Here is a 16,099-nt window from a genome sequence, read left to right on the forward strand (position 1 = left end):
TTACGCTTCTCCTCTGATCATCCGGATGAATAGTTCGTGGACCCGCCGCTCCCCCGTGATCTCCGGGTGGAAACTCGTGGCCAGCAGATTCCCCGAACGCACTGCGACGATTCTAGCGACCGGCTCGGCACCGGCCCCCGCACCCCCGGGCACCGCGCCCGTCCGGCGTCCCGCTTCCCCCTCGAGCGGACCGGCGGCGGGTGTCGCGCCGGCGGGGACCTCCGCGAGGACCTGCACGCCGTCACCCACCTTCTCGACCCACGGGGCCCGGATGAAGACGGCCCGCACGGGTGCGGCGTCCGACAGGCCCGTGAAGGCGAGATCGGTCTCGAAGGACTCGCGCTGGCGGCCGAAGGCGTTGCGCCGCACCACCATGTCGAGACCCCCGAGGCTCTGCTGCGGCTGACCGAGCTGGTCGACCGTCGGATCGGCGATCACGTCGGAGAGCATGATCATCCCGGCGCACGATCCGTACACCGGCAGGCCGCTGCCGATGAGGTCCCGCAGCGGCTCGGCGAGCCCGAACATCCGGGCCAGCCGGTCCATCGTGGTGGACTCGCCCCCCGGGATGATCAGGCCGTCGAGCGTCGCCAGCTCGGCGGGCCTGCGCACGGGGACGGCGCGTCCGCCGAGGGACTCGATCGTGCCGACGTGCTCGCGCACGTCGCCCTGGAGCGCGAGCACACCGACGCACAGGGTCCTGCCCGGTGCCGACCCGTCCGCGGGGACGTCCGGGGCGTCGGGCAGCACGCGGGGCGACGCGGTGGGCGACGCGGTGGGGTACGCGGGAGGCGGGGACGTCATCCGTCGATTCTAGGTGGTGTCCGGGCCAGGACCGGCAGCCGGGTGCGGCCGCCGGGCGGCAGGTGCGGGGCAGGACGGCGTGACGACGATAATGTGGAGGCATGAATCCCCTTCCAGTTCTCGTGGGCAAGGCCGTGCGCATCGCCTCCCGACTGCGTGGCGGCGGCTCCGCCCTCCCGGGCCTCGTCGTCGAGCGCCTCGATCCCGGTTTCATGGGGCGTGCCCTCTCCTCCCTGCCCCGCGGCGTGGTGGTGGTCAGCGGGACGAACGGCAAGACCACCACCACGAAGATGGTGGTGGAACTCCTCGAGGGCCAGGGGCTGAGGGTCTTCACCAACCGGACCGGCAGCAACTTCACCCGCGGTGTCGCAGCAGCCCTCCTCGGCGAGGTGGACTGGCGCGGTCGGCTCTCCGCCGACGTCGCGGTCCTCGAGCTCGACGAAGCCCATGCCGTGCACTTCGTGAAGCTGGTGCCGCCCCGGTACTCACTGCTGCTGAACGTGCTGCGTGACCAGCTGGACCGCTTCGGCGAGATCGATGCGACCACTCGCCTGCTGGAACGCATCGCGCTCGCCACCACCGGGACCGTCGTCCTGAACCGCGAGGACCCCCGTGTCGCCGGCATCGCGTCCTCCGTCACCCAAGCGGACGTGGCCTACTTCGGCCTCCACGCATCGCTGCGCAGCACCTTCCCCAACGACGACGACCTGCGCGGCGCCGAGGGCACCGCGCCCGCTGCGGCGCTGCCCGCCGACGTCGTCCTCACCACCGTCGAGGGCAACGCGGCCGAGTTCGAGGTGGACGGCATGAGCATCCGGACCGAGCTGCGCCTGCGCGGGGTCTACAACATCTTCAATGCCGCGGCGGCGCTCGCGGCGGCCCGCACTGTGCTGGGGGGCTCCGCCGACGTCGATCGGCTCTTCGGGTCCCTGGCGGCCGTGGAACCGGCGTTCGGCCGCGGTGAGAGCATCGTCGTGGACGGTCAGCCCCTGGAGCTGGTGCTCGTGAAGAACCCGAGCGGCTTCCGGCTGGGACTGAAGTCCTTCGATCCGGCCGGCTGCGCCACCATGATCGCCATCAACGACAACTACGCCGACGGTCGCGACATGTCCTGGCTGTGGGACGTGGACTTCGACTCGCTGGGGCAGGACGGGGTGCACATGGTCAGCGGGGTCCGCGCCTACGACATGGCACTGCGACTGACCTACGACGGCGTCCGGGTGGATGGTGTGGAGCCCGACCTCACGGCGGCGCTCAGGACGTTCCTCAGCGGGTCCGACGGGCGGCCCCGCCGCATCTTCTGCACGTACACCGCCATGCTCGCGGTCCGCCGCGAGCTCTCCAAGATCGCGAAAGTCGAGGTGGTCTCCTGATGAGCGACGCACCGTCCGCCGGCGCGCTGACCAGCGCAGCCACCGATCCCTCGAAGGGGTCGCTGCGCATCCTGCAGCTCTACCCGCGCGAGATGAACATCTACGGCGACTACGGGAATGTCCTCGTGCTCAGGCAGCGCCTCGCCTGGCGTGGCTACGGCGCCGAGATCCTCGAGTACGACATCGGTGACACGTTCCCCGACGACGTCGATCTCGTCATCGGCGGCGGCGGTCAGGACAGTGGCCAGCTGGTCATCCAGGAGGACCTGCAGGCCATCGCCCCGACCCTGCGTGCACGGGCCGACGACGGCACGCCGATGCTCGTGATCTGCGGCATGTACCAGCTGTTCGGAACGGTCTTCAGGACGTACGGCGGTACGGACATCCCGGGGATCGGGGTGCTGGACCTGGAGACGCGGGGTGGCAGCGACCGACTGATCGGCAACGTGATCGCCACCAGCGAGGAGTTCGGCGAGATCCACGGCTACGAGAACCACAGCGGCCAGACCTTCCTCGGTGACGGCGTGGAGCCGCTCGGCACCGTGGTCAAGGGTGTGGGCAACAACTCCGAGGACAGCTCCGAGGGCGCCCGCTCGAGGAACGTGGTGGGGAGCTACCTCCACGGCTCACTGCTGCCGAAGAATCCCGCGATCGCCGACTTCCTGCTGCGTACTGCGGCGGAGCGCAAGTTCGGAGCGTTCGACGACGCCGGTCTCGACGATTCGCTCGCCGAGCTGGCCCGGAAGCACGCCGGAGCCAGGCCGCGCTAGTCCGGTGCTGCTCGCGGAGCTCCTGATGGGTGAGGATCTGCCGGCAGGGCCTCACCCATCACCTCGTCGCCCGTCACCTCGTCAGGGGATGTCGCTCCGTGCGGCGTCGAGGCGCAGCTGCCGGGCGTCGTACGCCGTCAGGAAGCCCCGACGCTCGAGCGAGCGGATGTCATCGCTGACCGCCTTCAGGTACCGGCCGTGATTCGGGTAGAGCGCATCGAGGACCTCCTGCGACAGGGGTCGCTCGTACCCGGCGATGAAGCAGAAGGACGCTCCCGTCGCGGTGCCGTACCACGTGCTCGTCGGGACATCGAGGAAGGGCGATCGCAGACCGCCGCGGACGTTGCCGAACTGGTCGAGGACGGGCTTGCCGTCACGGACGAGGATCGGCTCGGCGTGGGGCGGTGCCACGCCGTCCCGCACCCACAGGTCCAGGTTGCGCAGCGCCGCATCGAAGAAGATCGAGCTCGGGAACCTGCTGCGTGGTCCCTCGTTGCAGGACGCGGGCGGAACGGCGCGGTCCGCGGCGAGGATGTCCGCCGAGGCCGCCGAGAAGATGAGTTCGTCCGGTGTGGCGTGGCCCGCGCCGGCCATCTCGTAGTGGCGGTAGCGATCGCCGGGCTCGTCGCTGTCCGCGCGGCGGGACCCGATCCCCAGCAGGTAGTCGGACTGCGACATCATGCGCATGATCGGCACACCCACGTCCTCGAACTGGCGTCGGGCATCGCCGGGCGGCGGTGCCGGTTCGCACTGGTTCATCGGGTAGGCACCCGCGAAGGCCCCACCGGCGACCGCCACGATGTACGCGTCGTAGATCGGCTTCCCGTCCGACTCCACCACGCGCGGGTGGACACCGTTGATGTAGTTGACGAGGTACCCGCCGGTCTGGGAGTAGCCGAAGCCGTAGGCGTGTTCCACGAGCGAGTCGGTGGACCCGTAGCGCAGGGGGTTGGCGGCGTCGTCGCTCCTGAGCCAGGCCCCCACCTGCGAGTAGATGTCCCAGACGAGGCCGTTCTCCGTGGTCCGCGACGAGTCCGCCGCGACCGCGGTGCAGTTCGCGGGATCGGTCAGGGGCAGCGGATTCGCGAAGGAGAGGGACCCGTAGCGTTCGGCGTCGAAGTTCTTCAGGGCGTCGACGGCGATCGGCTTCGCGGTGATACCCACCCAGGCATCGCCGTTCTCGACGATCTGCTTCTGCGCCATGGCCCAGCCGATGTTCAGATCGAACAGATTGCTGGGATTGAGCATCTCGACGACGACATTGCCGCTGAACTTCTGGCCCTTGGCCGGCTTCCGCACCAGGACACGCGTGGTGTACGGACTGTCGGGGGTGCGGATCTCGGCCGGCCCCGACCCGGGCCAGGTGTAGACGTTCGAGGTGCCGCTGACCAGGAACTCCTCCTCGACGTAGCGGAGCTTCCGGAGATCCTGCGGCACCTCCTGGTGATCGGCTGCCCCGAACGGATAGGACGTCCCGGTGGTTACCAGCGGGCCCTCGACGTCGGGGATCGGCGTCGTACCCCCGGGTGGTGCGATCTGGCCGCTCGGGACCGTCGCCGCGGCCGGGAGGGTCGCACCGGCCCCGGAGAGCGCGATCGTCAGTGTCGCCGCGAGGATCGTCCTGGATCGAGTGGTTCTCATCGAAGCTCCTTCTCGAAGCCGGGCTGCACCGCCCGGCGTGCCTCACGGCGCACCGGCGTCGGCGCCTGGCAGGCCGGCCGTGGACCCTGCGATCCGGGAGGATCGCGTCGGTCGTCGGGCAGCGAAACACTCCGACAGTAGGGTTGCCGGGAAAGCCGGGTCAAGGGTGGTGCGCCGATGTGCAACAACGTGCAAAAGTTGGTTCCCATGAGCAACCCTTTCCTCTCCCCGAGCACACTCGACTACAACCTGCCGCCCTTCGCCTCCATCGAGGACGAGCACTACCTCCCGGCGTTCGATGCCGGCTTCGCGGAGCACATGGAGCAGATCGACGCCATCACCGGGTCTGCGGAGGAGCCCAGCTTCGAGAACACAGTCGTTGCCCTCGAGCGTGCCGGCAGCACTCTCGACCGGGTGTCGCGGGTCTTCTTCAGCAACTCCGTGAGCCACGCGACCGCTGCCATCCAGGAGCTCGAGCAGCTCATCGCGCCACGCCTCGCCGAGCACGAGGACAACATCAAGCTCAACCGTGCACTCTTCGACCGCCTCCGGCGGGTGTCGACCGAGGGTCTGGACGACGAGTCCGTCCGCCTGGTCGAGGAGTACGTCAGCAGTTTCGTGCGGGCGGGCGCCGAACTGGACGACGACGCGCAGGCCACGCTGCGTGCACTCAATTCCACCCTCTCGGCACTGAGTACCGAGTTCTCGCAGAAGCTGCTGAAGGACACCAACGCCTCTGCCCTCCTCCTCGACTCCGCCGAGGAGCTCGACGGTCTGTCCCCGGACGCGATCTCCGCCGCCGCCACGGCGGCCGGTGACGCCGGCCATGACGGCAAGTACCTCCTGACCTTGATCCTGCCGACGGCGCAGCCCGCGCTGGAGCTGCTCACGAACCGGGAGGTACGCCGTCGTCTCCACGAGGCCTCGGTGCACCGTGGGGCCCGCGGCAACGACTCCGACACGCTCGCGATCGCGACCCGGATGACAACGCTGCGGGCGGAGCGGGCGAGCCTCCTCGGCTTCGACTCGCACGCGGCCGCCGCGACGGACAGCCAGACAGCACCGTCGCTGGAGGCGATCATGGACCGGATGCGTGATCTCGCTGCGCCGGCGGTCCGCAATGCCCGGGCCGAGGCAGCGGAGCTGGAGGCCGAGGCCGGCCACCCCGTGGAGCCCTGGGACTGGGCCTTCTACGCGGCCAGGGTCCGCAGGGCCAGGTTCGACGTCGACCTCGATGCACTCCGTCCCTACTTCGAGCTGGAGCGGGTGATCGACGACGGCATCTTCTACGCCGCGCACCGCCTGTACGGTCTGAGCTTCACCGAGCGCCCCGATCTGGTGGGCTACCACCCGGACGTCAGGGTCTGGGAGGTCTTCAACGAGGACGGCTCCGGCCTCGGCCTGTTCCTCGGTGATTACTACACGCGGGACACGAAGAGCGGCGGGGCGTGGATGAACTCGTTCGTCGACCAGTCGGCCCTCGAGGGCACACGCGCCGTGGTCATCAACAACCTGGACATCTCCAGGCCGGCGCCGAATGAACCGACCCTGCTCTCCTACGACCAGGTGGTCACCGCCTTCCACGAGTTCGGCCATGCCCTGCACGGGCTCTTCTCGGACGTGACCTACCCGCTCTTCGCGGGAACCTCCGTGCCGCGCGACTTCGTCGAGTACCCGTCGCAGGTCAACGAGATGTGGATCCTGTGGCCGGAGATCGTGGCGAACTACGCGCGCCACCACGAGACCGGGGAGGTCCTGCCGCAGGACGTCATCGATCGCATCCACGCCGCGGGCGCCTGGGGTGAGGGCTTCGAGACGACGGCGTATCTCGGGGCCACACTGCTCGACCTCGCCTGGCACTCCATTCCCGCCGGGACCACGATCGAGGATCCGCTCGCCTTCGAGGCGCAGGCTCTCGCGGATGCGGGCGTCGACTTCGCCCCTGTGCCGCCGAGGTACCGCACCTCCTACTTCAAGCACATCTTCGCCGGCGGATATGCGGCGTCCTACTACGCCTACATCTGGAGCGAGATGCTCGACGCCGACACCGTGGAGTGGTTCAAGTCCTCGGGCGGCCTGACGAGGCAGAACGGAGATCACTTCCGCCGGGAGCTGCTCGCGAGGGGCAACAGCGTGGAGCCGCTGCAGGCGTTCCGCAGCTTCCGCGGGCGCGATGCCGATCTCACGCCCCTGCTCGTGCGGCGCGGTCTGGCCTAAGCAGAGGGCTCTCCGAATGTGCTGCCGACGCCGACGGAGCTCATGCTGATGATTCCCGAGCCGGTCACCGCCGCTGCTGTTCGGCCGGCTCCGGCGGAGGATCAGGCCGGTGCCGCCGGGATCGGGGCCGGCATCGGGAGTCCGGGTTCAGGGGTCGGGGGTCAGGGGGTCGGGGTTCAGGGGTCGGGGTTGGGGGTACACGCAGGGAAGGACCGCAGCCTGTGCTGCGGTCCTTCTGCGCTCACATGGCGCTAGCGTGCGGAGCTACCGTGCGGAGGTAGCGTGCGAGCTGCCTACCAGCCGCGCTCTGCCAGGCGGTGCGGCTGCGGGAGCTCCTCGACGTTGATGCCGACCATGGCCTCGCCCAGGCCACGTGAGAGCTTGGCGATCATGTCGGGATCGTCGTGGAAGGTGGTGGCCTGCACGATCGCCTTGGCGCGGTCGGCGGGATTGCCGGACTTGAAGATACCGGACCCCACGAAGACGCCGTCGGCCCCGAGCTGCATCATCATGGCGGCGTCCGCAGGGGTCGCGATGCCGCCGGCGGTGAACAGGACCACGGGGAGGCGACCTGCGGCGGCGACCTCCTTGACGAGGGCGTACGGCGCCTGCAGCTCCTTGGCGGCGACGTACAGTTCGTCCTCGGCCATCGAGGAGAGCCAGTTGATCTGCGAGCGGATCTTCCGCATGTGCATCGTGGCATTCGAGACGTCGCCGGTCCCGGCTTCGCCCTTCGAACGGATCATCGCGGCGCCCTCGTTGATGCGACGGAGGGCCTCCCCGAGGTTGGTGGCGCCGCACACGAAGGGGACGGTGAAGTTCCACTTGTCGATGTGGTTGGTGAAGTCGGCGGGCGTCAGGACCTCGGACTCGTCGATGTAGTCGACTCCGAGGGACTGCAGCACGCGTGCCTCCACGAAGTGGCCGATGCGGGCCTTGGCCATGACCGGGATCGACACCGTCTCGATGATGCTGTCGATCATGTCGGGGTCGCTCATGCGGGAGACGCCGCCCTGGGCACGGATGTCCGCGGGAACCCGTTCGAGCGCCATGACCGCTACTGCACCGGCATCCTCGGCGATGCGGGCCTGATCGGCCGTGACGACATCCATGATGACGCCGCCCTTGAGCATTTCGGCCATTCCGCGCTTGACCCGATTACCGCCGGTCTGTGCTTCGGCTGCCGAATTCTCTTCAACGGTGGACACAACTTGCCCCTAAAGGTAGATAAAAACTGACACCTTATGATACGTCGCCACGGGTCCTGTTCCCGTCACCGTTCTGCTGCCCCGTGAACATCTGGTCGTCCAGGCAGCTCACCCGTGGAGTGCTGCGAGCTCGCGGACGGCGCGATCAAGGCGTCGGTAGGAGTTCTGGCGTGGTTGCCGGCGGTATCCGTCCCGCGGATGGTGTCCGTCCGGGCCCCGTGGCTGCGGACGGGGTGAGCCAGGGCGTGCCGTGGCGGGTGTGAATGCTCCGGTCGCTGGTGTGGACGAGTCGGTGGTGGTGCGCGCGCTACTCCTGGGCCAGCATGGAGGGATGACTCTTTCTTCCGCCGAATTCGGCTTCCCCGGTCCGCTCCGGGACCGGCTCGTCGCGGCGATCCTCGCCGGCTCCAAGACGACGACGACGTCGCTGGCACTCGAGTACGAGTCGGGTACCGAACCACTGCCGGCGATCGGAACCCGCCAGCGGGTCGTCGACACGGCGGGCCGGGCGGTCGCCACCATTCGCACCGTCTCGGTTCGCCGGGTACCCCTCGCCGCGGTGCCGTGGCAGCACATGGAGGCGGAGGGCGAGGGTTTCGCGACGCCGGAGGAATGGCGCGCAGCCCACGAGGAGTTCTGGCACGGTGCTGACTTCCGGGCGTACGTCGGCGATCCCGGGTTCGTCGTCGGTGCTGACACCGAGGTGATGCTCGAGGAGTTCGTCCTCGAGCAGAAGGACGCGGACCGTGCTCCCGCCGCGCCGGTGGACGGCTACGCCGATGATCGGCTCGTGGCCCTCTACGACGAGTTCAACGAGGGCACCTGGGACACGGATTTCTACTCGGCGGCGCTGTCGGGTGCTCCACTGAGGATCGCCGACGTGGGCTGCGGGACCGGTTCGTTCGCCATCAGGCTGGCCCACGAGGGCCACACCGTGACCGGGGTCGATCCGGCTCCGCGCATGCTCGCGCTCGCCCGCAGCAAGGACGACGCCGCACTCGTGACCTGGCTCGAGGGAACTGCAGGCGATCTCGGTCCCGGCCCGTTCGATGCCGCTGTGATGACCGGTCACGCGTTCCAGTGCCTGCTCACGGACGAGGAGATCCTCGAGACCCTGACGGAGGTCCGCCGCCGGCTCGTCCCCGGCGGTCGCTTCATGTTCGAGACCCGCAATCCGGCACACCGGGCCTGGCTGGGGTGGCAGAGCCCGGACGGTCCCGCCACCGTCGACTCCAGCGCCGGTCCCCTCCTGACGGGGCGGAGGCTGGTGGACGTCCGCGAGGAACGCGTCACCTTCGAGGGCTGGACACGCTTCGAACAGGACGGAATCGAGATCACCGACACCAGCACCCTGCGTTTCGCCACCCCCGAGCGGCTCTCGGAGCTGGTGCGGGATGCGGGCTACTCCACCGTCCGGTGGCACGGCGACTGGGACGGATCGGCCCTCGATCCGCGCACCAGCAAGGAGATCATCGTGATCGCGGGCGCCTGAACGACGCCGGAAATCCAGCGGTAGCGATACAAGCTCAGCCTTTGGGCAGTATTCCCCCAGCAGGCCCCTGAGGCCTCGGACCCGCTGCTAATTTCATGGAGACATCCGCCGCTCCTGGCAGACCTCCACGAGGTCGATCGGGAGCAGCTTTGCACTCAAGCCAGCTGGGGAGCTTGCTCATATGCATTCACGAGACCGCGAAAAACTGATTCTCGACAACCTGCCACTGGTCGGTTACCTCGTATCGACCCTGTGCGCCCGCGCCACGCATCTCTCACGGGACGATCTCGCGTCGGTCGGGGCCATAGCGCTCATCACGTCCGCCAACTCCTTCGATCCCACGCTGGGTGTGCCGTTCGGCGCCTACGCCCGCCGACGCATCACCGGGGCCTTCGCCGACGAGATGAGGTCCAACGACTGGGCTCCCCGCTCGGTGCGTCGTCGCATCGGCGACACCCTCGCTGCGCAGGAGGCCCTGTCGGCCTCACTGGGACGGAAGGCGACCGTCGACGAGCTCGCCGCCACCCTCGGTGTGAGTCGCCAAGAGGTCCATCTGGCACTCGACGACGCGGCGCGGTCCATGCAGACGCTCGACGAGACAGTGCTCGACGTCGTCCCCGCACTGGACGAGGCACCGGAGGCCTCGCTCCTGGCCGCCGAGCAGGTGCGCCACCTCCGCGCGGCGGTCACGCACCTGCCGGCGCGTATGCGGCACATCGTGGAGCAGGTGTTCTTCGAGGGCCGGTCCGTGACCGAGGTCGCGGCAGAACTCGGCACCACCCACTCGGCGGTGTCCCAGCAGAAGTCCGAGGCGCTGCGGCTCCTCCAGGACGGGCTCTCCACCCACTACTCCGACACCGTTGGGGCAGCTCCCGCCCCGGTGTCGCGCATCTCTCCCAAGCGACGGGCCGAGTACCTCTCGTCCCTCGGCTCGGCCCTCACGCCGCGCCGCTCGCACGCGCCGGCGCTCGGTGCGGTCCGGCCGGTCCTCGCACCGGCGTCCTGACGGCGCACCGGCGTCCGGACGGGGTGCCGGCCAGGATCAGGGCGTGGGCCTGGGGTCGAATGACTGCCGGCGCACGGCCCTGATCCGCTGGTAGACGGTGACCAGGCTCGCGGCGGCCAGCACCAGGAGGACGGTCAGGAGGAAGCCCTGGGGCAGGCCCAGCCCCGTCAGACCCGTGACCACGAGGACGGAGACGAGCCGTTCGGCCCGCTCCGCGATCCCGACATTGGCCGTGAAGCCGAGCGATTCCGCCTTGGCGCGCGCATACGAGACGAGCATCCCGAGGACGAGGCAGGCCAGCGCCGCGACGGCGATCGTGGTGTTCCGGCCACCCGTGAAGAACCAGATGGCGACGCCGGCGAACAGTGCGCCGTCCGCGATGCGGTCCAGTGTCGAGTCGAGGAAGCTGCCCCACGGGCCGCCGTGGCCCTTCAGCCGTGCCATGACGCCGTCGATGACGTCGGAGAAGACGAACAGGGTGATGAAGACCGTGCCCCAGAAGAGCTCGCCCAGAGGGTAGAAGAGCAGGGCACCGCCGGCGACGCCGATCGTCCCGGCGATGGTCACGGCGTCCGGCGTCACGCCCCAGGACAGCAGCAGGCGGGCCAGCGGCGTGAAGAGCCGCGTGAAGAAGCCGCGCGCGTATCTGTTGAGCATCAGGACGCGGGCTCCGCAGCACCGTCCGCCGGCCAGGTGGCAGCGACCTGCTCGCGGACCTCACCGAGCGTCTGGGTGATGGCCTTCGTCTGCGCGATGATCGGCAGGAAGTTGCCGTCCCCGCCCCACCGGGGGACCACATGCTGGTGCAGGTGGGCGGCGATGCCTGCCCCTCCGGTGACGCCCTGGTTCATCCCGAGATTGAAGCCGGTGGGATTGGACACGCGCCGCAGCACCCGCATCGCGGTCTGGGTCAGGGCGGCGATCTCCGCGGTCTCGGCAGCATCGACGTCGGTGTAGTCGGGTACGTGCCGGTAGGGGCAGACGAGCAGATGGCCTGCGTTGTAGGGGAAGAGGTTGAGCAGCACGAAGGCGTGCGTCCCGCGGTGCACGATCAGGGACTCCTCGTCGCTCAACTCGGGAGCGTGGCAGAACGGGCAGGTCTGCTCCGAGGTCACCTTGTCCTGCCCGCCCTTGATGTAGGCGAGGCGGTGGGGCGTCCAGAGCCGCTGGAAGGCGTCCGGGACGCCTGCCAGCTCGAAGTCGTCCGTCACGTCGGCATCGGGCCGGACGTCCTGCCCCTCGCCTGCGTCCGCCATCAGGCGGTCGCTTCCCTGGATCGGACCGCCTCCACGATGCGGCGGACGGCCTCGTCCACGGGTACCTGGTTGTCCTGGCTCCCGTCACGGAACCTGAAGGAGACCGCGCCCGCCTCCTGGTCCTCGCCTCCCGCGATGAGGACGAACGGGATCTTCTCCTTGCTCGCCGTCCTGATCTTCTTGGGGAAGCGGTCGGACCCGACATCGACCTGCGCCCGGACACCCTCGGCCCTCAGCCTGTCGACGACGTCGTACAGGTAGTCGTTGAACGCCTCGGCGACGGGCACCGCGAGGACCTGCACGGGTGCCAGCCAGGCGGGGAACGCGCCGGCGTAGTGCTCCGTCAGCACCGCCATGAAGCGCTCGATCGACCCGAAGAGGGCGCGGTGGATCATGACGGGGCGCTGGCGCGAGCCGTCGGCCGCCTGGTACTCGAGCTCGAAGCGCTCCGGCAGGTTGAAGTCGAGCTGGATGGTGGACATCTGCCAGGTGCGCCCGATCGCGTCGCGGGCCTGCACGGAGATCTTGGGGCCGTAGAACGCCGCTCCCCCGGGATCCGGGACCAGATCGAGGCCCGACGCCTCGGCGACCTCGGACAGCGTGCGGGTCGCCTCGTCCCAGAGCTCCTCCGAACCGACGGACTTCTCCGGGTTCCGGGTGGAGAGCTCCAGGTAGAAGTCGTCCAGACCGTAGTCCTTGAGCAGCCCCAGGACGAAGGTGAGGGTCCCGGTGAGCTCGTCCTTCATCTGCTCACGCGTGCAGTAGATGTGCGCGTCGTCCTGGGTCATTCCCCGGACGCGCGTCAGTCCGTGGATCACGCCGGACTTCTCGTACCGGTACACGGATCCGAACTCGAACAGGCGCAGCGGCAGCTCCCGGTAGGACCGGCCGCGGGAGGCGAAGATCAGATTGTGCATGGGGCAGTTCATCGGCTTGAGGTAGTAGTCCTGCCCGGGCTTGCGCACGGAACCGTCTGCGTTCAGTTCCTCGTCCACGTGCATCGCCGGGAACATGCCCTCGCGGTACCAGTCGAGGTGGCCGGAGACCTCGTACAGGTGGCCCTTGGTGATGTGCGGTGTGTAGACGAACTCGTAGCCGGCCTCGGTGTGCCGCTGGCGTGAATAGTCCTCCATGGCCTTCCGGATGATGCCGCCCTTGGGGTGGAACACGGGCAGGCCGGAGCCGAGCTCGTCCGGGAAGGAGAACAGGTCCAGTTCGGAGCCCAGCCGCCGGTGGTCGCGGCGCTCGGCCTCCGCGAGCCGCTCCTGGTACGCCTTCAGGGCGTCCTTCGTGGGCCACGCGGTGCCGTAGATGCGCTGCAGCTGCTTGTTCTTCTCGCTGCCGCGCCAGTACGCGGCAGCCGACCGCGTCAGGGCGTAGGCGTTGGAGATCAGTTTGGTGTTCGGCAGGTGCGGGCCGCGGCAGAGATCCTGCCACACGACGTCGCCGGTCTTCCGGTCCACGTTCTCGTAGACGGTCAGCTCGCCGGCACCGACCTCCACGGAGGCACCGTCCTCCTCCGTGGCCCCGCCCTTGAGTCCGATGAGCTCGAGCTTGTACGGCTCGTCCTTCATCGCCTCGCGGGCCTCGTCCTCGGAGACCACGCGGCGGCTGAAGAGCTGGTTCGCGTTGACGATCCTGAGCATCATCTTCTCGAGCTGCTTGAGCTCGTCCGGCGTGAAGGGCTCCTCGACGTCGAAGTCGAAGTAGAAGCCGTCCGTGATGTACGGGCCGATGCCGAGCTGCGCGCCCGGCCGCAGCTGCTGCACGGCCTGGGCCATGACATGGGCGGTCGAGTGGCGGAGCACCTCGAGACCCGCGGGATCCTCGAGGGTCACGCCGTCCACGGACGCACCGTCGGGGAGCTCCTCGGCGAGATCCCTCAGCTCACCGTCCACCCGCATGACGACGACGTCGCGCCGCTCGCCGAACAGCTCGGTCCCGGTGGTACCCGTGGTCGCCTGCTTCTCCTCACCGTCGACGATGAGTTCAATGGGCTGTGGCGCTGACACGGATGGTCTCCTCGAGGCTGGGACAGTGGTGGCCCGGAAGGGCTGGACGTCACCCGGCGAAGAGCCGGGACCGCCGTGCTGATCGTATCGGGTGGGCATGGAGGCGACCAACAACGCCGCCGGTCGGGCCGCAGGAATGGGTCGGCACCGTCCGGTGTTGACGCCGGGTGCGGGTACACCCGGTATCCGCCAGGACACACAGTCGTGCGGCAGCGGTCGCACGCACGCGAGGAGCACCGTGGACTACACGCCAGAAGCCGGATCCATCACCATGTTCTCCACCACCTGGTGCGGGTACTGCCGTCGCCTGAAGTCGCAGCTCGACGCGGCCGGCATCGGGTACACGGAGGTCAACATCGAGGAGGTCGAGGGGACCGCCGAGCTCGTGGCGTCCCTGAACGGCGGCAACCAGACCGTTCCCACCGTGATCTTCCCGGACGGCAGCACCGCCACGAATCCGTCGGCAGCCGAGGTGAGGACCAGGATCGACGCCTGACCCGCGCCCTCGCCTCCCCCGGCGGTCCCCCATATGCTGGGGCTGACGGGCCGGTCCTTCGGCCCGTCACACCCAGCGGAAGGACTGACGAGACATGGTGCACAAAGTTCGGGGCGTCGTGGTGCGGGCGAAGGATGCCCCCGCGACCATCGAGACTATCCTGGTGCCGGATCCGGGACCGGGGGAAGCCCTGGTGGACATCCTGACGTGCGGTGTCTGCCACACGGACCTCCACTACAAGCAGGGGGCGATCAACGACGAGTTCCCCTTCCTGCTCGGGCATGAGGCCACCGGGGTCGTGAGTGCGGTGGGCGACGACGTCACCACCGTCGCCCCCGGCGACCGCGTGATCCTCAACTGGCGTGCAGTGTGCGGGGAGTGCCGGGCCTGCGGCCGCGGTGAACCGCAGTACTGCTTCGACACGCGCAATGCCACGCAGAAGATGACGCTCGAGGACGGGACGGAGCTCACACCGGCACTCGGGATCGGGGCCTTCGCCGACAAGACCCTGGTGGCGGCCGGTCAGTGCACCAAGGTCGATCCTGCTGCGGACGCAGCAGCCGTCGGCCTGCTCGGCTGCGGCATCATGGCCGGCATCGGGGCGTCCATCAACACGGGCAACGTCTCCCTCGGCGACTCGGTGGCCGTGATCGGCTGCGGCGGGGTGGGCATCGCCGCCATCGCCGGCGCGAAGCTCGCCGGAGCGACCACCATCATCGCCGTCGACATCGACGACCGGAAGCTCGAGCTCGCCAGGGGTCTCGGTGCCACGCACGTCGTCAACTCCAGGGAGACCGATCCCGTCGAGGCGATCCGCTCCCTCACCGGCAGTTTCGGCGCGGACGTGGTCATCGACGCCGTCGGACGCCCGGAGACCTACAAGCAGGCGTTCTACGCCCGTGATCTCGCGGGGACCGTCGTGCTCGTCGGCGTCCCGAACCCGGAGATGACCCTGGAGCTGCCCCTGCTCGACGTCTTCGGTCGCGGCGGGTCCCTGAAGTCCTCCTGGTACGGCGACTGCCTGCCCAGCCGGGACTTCCCGATGCTCGTGGACCACTATCTGCAGGGCACGCTCGATCTCGAGGCGTTCGTGACCGAGCGCATCGGGCTGGACCAGGTCGAGGAGGCCTTCGACAAGATGCACGACGGCACGGTCCTGCGTTCGGTGGTGGAGCTCTGATGGCGGCGCGGGTGGAACACCTCGTCACGTCCGGGACCTTCTCGCTCGACGGCGGCACCTGGGACGTCGACAACAATGTGTGGATCGTGGGCGACGACGACGAGTGCGTGATCATCGACGCTCCCCATGACGCCGACGCGATCGTGGCGCAGGTCGCCGGGCGCACCGTCCGGGCGATCCTGCTCACTCACGCCCACGACGACCACATCCGGGTGGTGCGCATCCTTGCCGACGCCGTGGACGCCCCGATCCACCTGCACGAGGCCGACCGCGTGCTCTGGGACATGGTGTTCCCCGATCGGGAGCCCGACCACCGGATCAGCGACGGCGACTCGTTCCCCGTCGCAGGGGTCTCCCTGACCGCGCTGCACACCCCTGGTCACTCCCCGGGGTCGGTCTGCTTCCTCCTCGAGGAGGAAGGCACCGTCTTCACCGGCGACACACTGTTCCAGGGCGGACCGGGAGCCACCGGGCGGTCGTACAGCGACTTCCCGACCATCATCGAGTCCATCCGGACCAGGCTGCTCACGCTGCCGCCGGATACCGTTGCGCGGCCCGGCCACGGGGACAGCACCAGTATCGGCGAGGAGGCTCCCCACCTCGAGGAGTGGATCCAGCGCGGCCACTAGCACCGGGCGGCGTCC

The 16,099-nt window shown here is 68.9% G+C and carries 14 protein-coding genes; 8 read left to right on the forward strand and 6 right to left on the reverse strand.

Annotation, left to right across the window (positions count from 1 at the left end; genetic code table 11):
• Entirely contained in the window at positions 1–804 is an 804-nt protein-coding gene (gene pdxT / locus Q0747_RS06265; protein WP_298252687.1) for a pyridoxal 5'-phosphate synthase glutaminase subunit PdxT, read from the reverse strand.
• Positions 805–905: 101 nt separating this feature from the next.
• On the opposite strand from pdxT, the gene Q0747_RS06270 reads away from it, so the two are divergent.
• Together Q0747_RS06270 and Q0747_RS06275 are read left to right on the forward strand one after the other, a co-directional pair.
• Positions 906–2,177 (forward strand): Mur ligase family protein, encoded by a 1,272-nt coding sequence (locus Q0747_RS06270; protein WP_298252689.1) that lies wholly within the window; start codon positions 906–908, stop codon positions 2,175–2,177.
• Positions 2,177–2,947, forward strand: a complete 771-nt coding sequence (locus tag Q0747_RS06275) for a type 1 glutamine amidotransferase (protein WP_298252691.1) — start codon at positions 2,177–2,179, stop codon at positions 2,945–2,947. Before Q0747_RS06270 ends, Q0747_RS06275 begins: the two co-directional genes overlap by 1 nt.
• 81 nt (positions 2,948–3,028) lie before the next feature.
• On the opposite strand, the gene Q0747_RS06280 is transcribed toward Q0747_RS06275, so the two are convergent.
• On the reverse strand, positions 3,029–4,588 hold the full coding sequence (locus Q0747_RS06280) for an alpha/beta hydrolase domain-containing protein (RefSeq protein ID WP_298252693.1): 1,560 nt from the start codon (positions 4,586–4,588) through the stop codon (positions 3,029–3,031).
• A gap of 207 nt (positions 4,589–4,795) precedes the next feature.
• Between Q0747_RS06280 and Q0747_RS06285 the strand changes: the two genes are divergently transcribed.
• On the forward strand, positions 4,796–6,805 hold the full coding sequence (locus Q0747_RS06285; protein WP_298252695.1) for a M3 family metallopeptidase: 2,010 nt from the start codon (positions 4,796–4,798) through the stop codon (positions 6,803–6,805).
• Between the two features lie 293 nt (positions 6,806–7,098).
• On the opposite strand, the gene pdxS is transcribed toward Q0747_RS06285, so the two are convergent.
• Positions 7,099–8,013, reverse strand: coding sequence for a pyridoxal 5'-phosphate synthase lyase subunit PdxS (pdxS, locus tag Q0747_RS06290; protein ID WP_298252697.1), 915 nt, complete (start codon positions 8,011–8,013; stop codon positions 7,099–7,101).
• A 331-nt stretch (positions 8,014–8,344) separates the two neighbouring features.
• Here pdxS and Q0747_RS06295 point away from each other — a divergent pair, with 331 nt between their 5' ends.
• Both Q0747_RS06295 and Q0747_RS06300 read left to right on the forward strand, forming a co-directional pair.
• Positions 8,345–9,505 carry a methyltransferase domain-containing protein gene (locus Q0747_RS06295; RefSeq protein WP_298252699.1) on the forward strand — a complete coding sequence of 387 codons (1,161 nt, stop codon included), beginning with the start codon at positions 8,345–8,347 and terminating at the stop codon, positions 9,503–9,505.
• 181 nt (positions 9,506–9,686) lie between these two features.
• The gene (locus Q0747_RS06300; protein ID WP_298252701.1) at positions 9,687–10,511 is read left to right on the forward strand and encodes a sigma-70 family RNA polymerase sigma factor; all 825 of its coding nucleotides are present in this window, start codon (positions 9,687–9,689) and stop codon (positions 10,509–10,511) included.
• A gap of 36 nt (positions 10,512–10,547) precedes the next feature.
• Here the strand turns inward: Q0747_RS06300 and pgsA are convergent, their stop codons facing one another.
• The 3 genes from pgsA to thrS are packed head-to-tail and all read right to left on the reverse strand — an operon-like array spanning position 10,548 to position 13,779.
• Positions 10,548–11,168, reverse strand: coding sequence for a phosphatidylinositol phosphate synthase (pgsA, locus tag Q0747_RS06305; protein ID WP_298252703.1), 621 nt, complete (start codon positions 11,166–11,168; stop codon positions 10,548–10,550).
• The gene (locus Q0747_RS06310) at positions 11,168–11,767 is read right to left on the reverse strand and encodes an HIT domain-containing protein (protein WP_298252705.1); all 600 of its coding nucleotides are present in this window, start codon (positions 11,765–11,767) and stop codon (positions 11,168–11,170) included. The genes pgsA and Q0747_RS06310 overlap by 1 nt, the downstream gene beginning before the upstream one ends.
• Positions 11,767–13,779, reverse strand: a complete 2,013-nt coding sequence (gene thrS / locus Q0747_RS06315; protein WP_298252707.1) for a threonine--tRNA ligase — start codon at positions 13,777–13,779, stop codon at positions 11,767–11,769. Before thrS ends, Q0747_RS06310 begins: the two co-directional genes overlap by 1 nt.
• A gap of 238 nt (positions 13,780–14,017) precedes the next feature.
• Here thrS and Q0747_RS06320 point away from each other — a divergent pair, with 238 nt between their 5' ends.
• The 3 genes from Q0747_RS06320 to Q0747_RS06330 all read left to right on the forward strand — a co-directional run bounded on the left by Q0747_RS06320 (position 14,018) and on the right by Q0747_RS06330 (position 16,084).
• Entirely contained in the window at positions 14,018–14,275 is a 258-nt protein-coding gene (locus Q0747_RS06320; protein ID WP_298252709.1) for a mycoredoxin, read from the forward strand.
• Positions 14,276–14,369: 94 nt separating this feature from the next.
• Positions 14,370–15,455, forward strand: coding sequence for an S-(hydroxymethyl)mycothiol dehydrogenase (locus Q0747_RS06325; protein WP_298252711.1), 1,086 nt, complete (start codon positions 14,370–14,372; stop codon positions 15,453–15,455).
• On the forward strand, positions 15,455–16,084 hold the full coding sequence (locus tag Q0747_RS06330; RefSeq protein ID WP_298252714.1) for an MBL fold metallo-hydrolase: 630 nt from the start codon (positions 15,455–15,457) through the stop codon (positions 16,082–16,084). Before Q0747_RS06325 ends, Q0747_RS06330 begins: the two co-directional genes overlap by 1 nt.
• The last annotated feature ends 15 nt before the right edge of the window (positions 16,085–16,099 follow it).

The organism is uncultured Arthrobacter sp. (assembly GCF_947493765.1).
GTDB lineage: Bacteria > Actinomycetota > Actinomycetes > Actinomycetales > Micrococcaceae > Arthrobacter_D.

What these genes read in the sequence shown, in the direction of transcription:
- pdxT (WP_298252687.1), bottom strand. Translation starts at nt 804, where the DNA reads ATGACGTCCCCGCCTCCCGCGTACCCCACCGCGTCGCCCACCGCGTCG.
- Q0747_RS06270 (WP_298252689.1), top strand. Translation starts at nt 906, where the DNA reads ATGAATCCCCTTCCAGTTCTCGTGGGCAAGGCCGTGCGCATCGCCTCC.
- Q0747_RS06275 (WP_298252691.1), top strand. Translation starts at nt 2,177, where the DNA reads ATGAGCGACGCACCGTCCGCCGGCGCGCTGACCAGCGCAGCCACCGAT.
- Q0747_RS06280 (WP_298252693.1), bottom strand. Translation starts at nt 4,588, where the DNA reads ATGAGAACCACTCGATCCAGGACGATCCTCGCGGCGACACTGACGATC.
- Q0747_RS06285 (WP_298252695.1), top strand. Translation starts at nt 4,796, where the DNA reads ATGAGCAACCCTTTCCTCTCCCCGAGCACACTCGACTACAACCTGCCG.
- Q0747_RS06295 (WP_298252699.1), top strand. Translation starts at nt 8,345, where the DNA reads ATGACTCTTTCTTCCGCCGAATTCGGCTTCCCCGGTCCGCTCCGGGAC.
- Q0747_RS06300 (WP_298252701.1), top strand. Translation starts at nt 9,687, where the DNA reads ATGCATTCACGAGACCGCGAAAAACTGATTCTCGACAACCTGCCACTG.
- pgsA (WP_298252703.1), bottom strand. Translation starts at nt 11,168, where the DNA reads ATGCTCAACAGATACGCGCGCGGCTTCTTCACGCGGCTCTTCACGCCG.
- Q0747_RS06310 (WP_298252705.1), bottom strand. Translation starts at nt 11,767, where the DNA reads ATGGCGGACGCAGGCGAGGGGCAGGACGTCCGGCCCGATGCCGACGTG.
- Q0747_RS06325 (WP_298252711.1), top strand. Translation starts at nt 14,370, where the DNA reads ATGGTGCACAAAGTTCGGGGCGTCGTGGTGCGGGCGAAGGATGCCCCC.
- Q0747_RS06330 (WP_298252714.1), top strand. Translation starts at nt 15,455, where the DNA reads ATGGCGGCGCGGGTGGAACACCTCGTCACGTCCGGGACCTTCTCGCTC.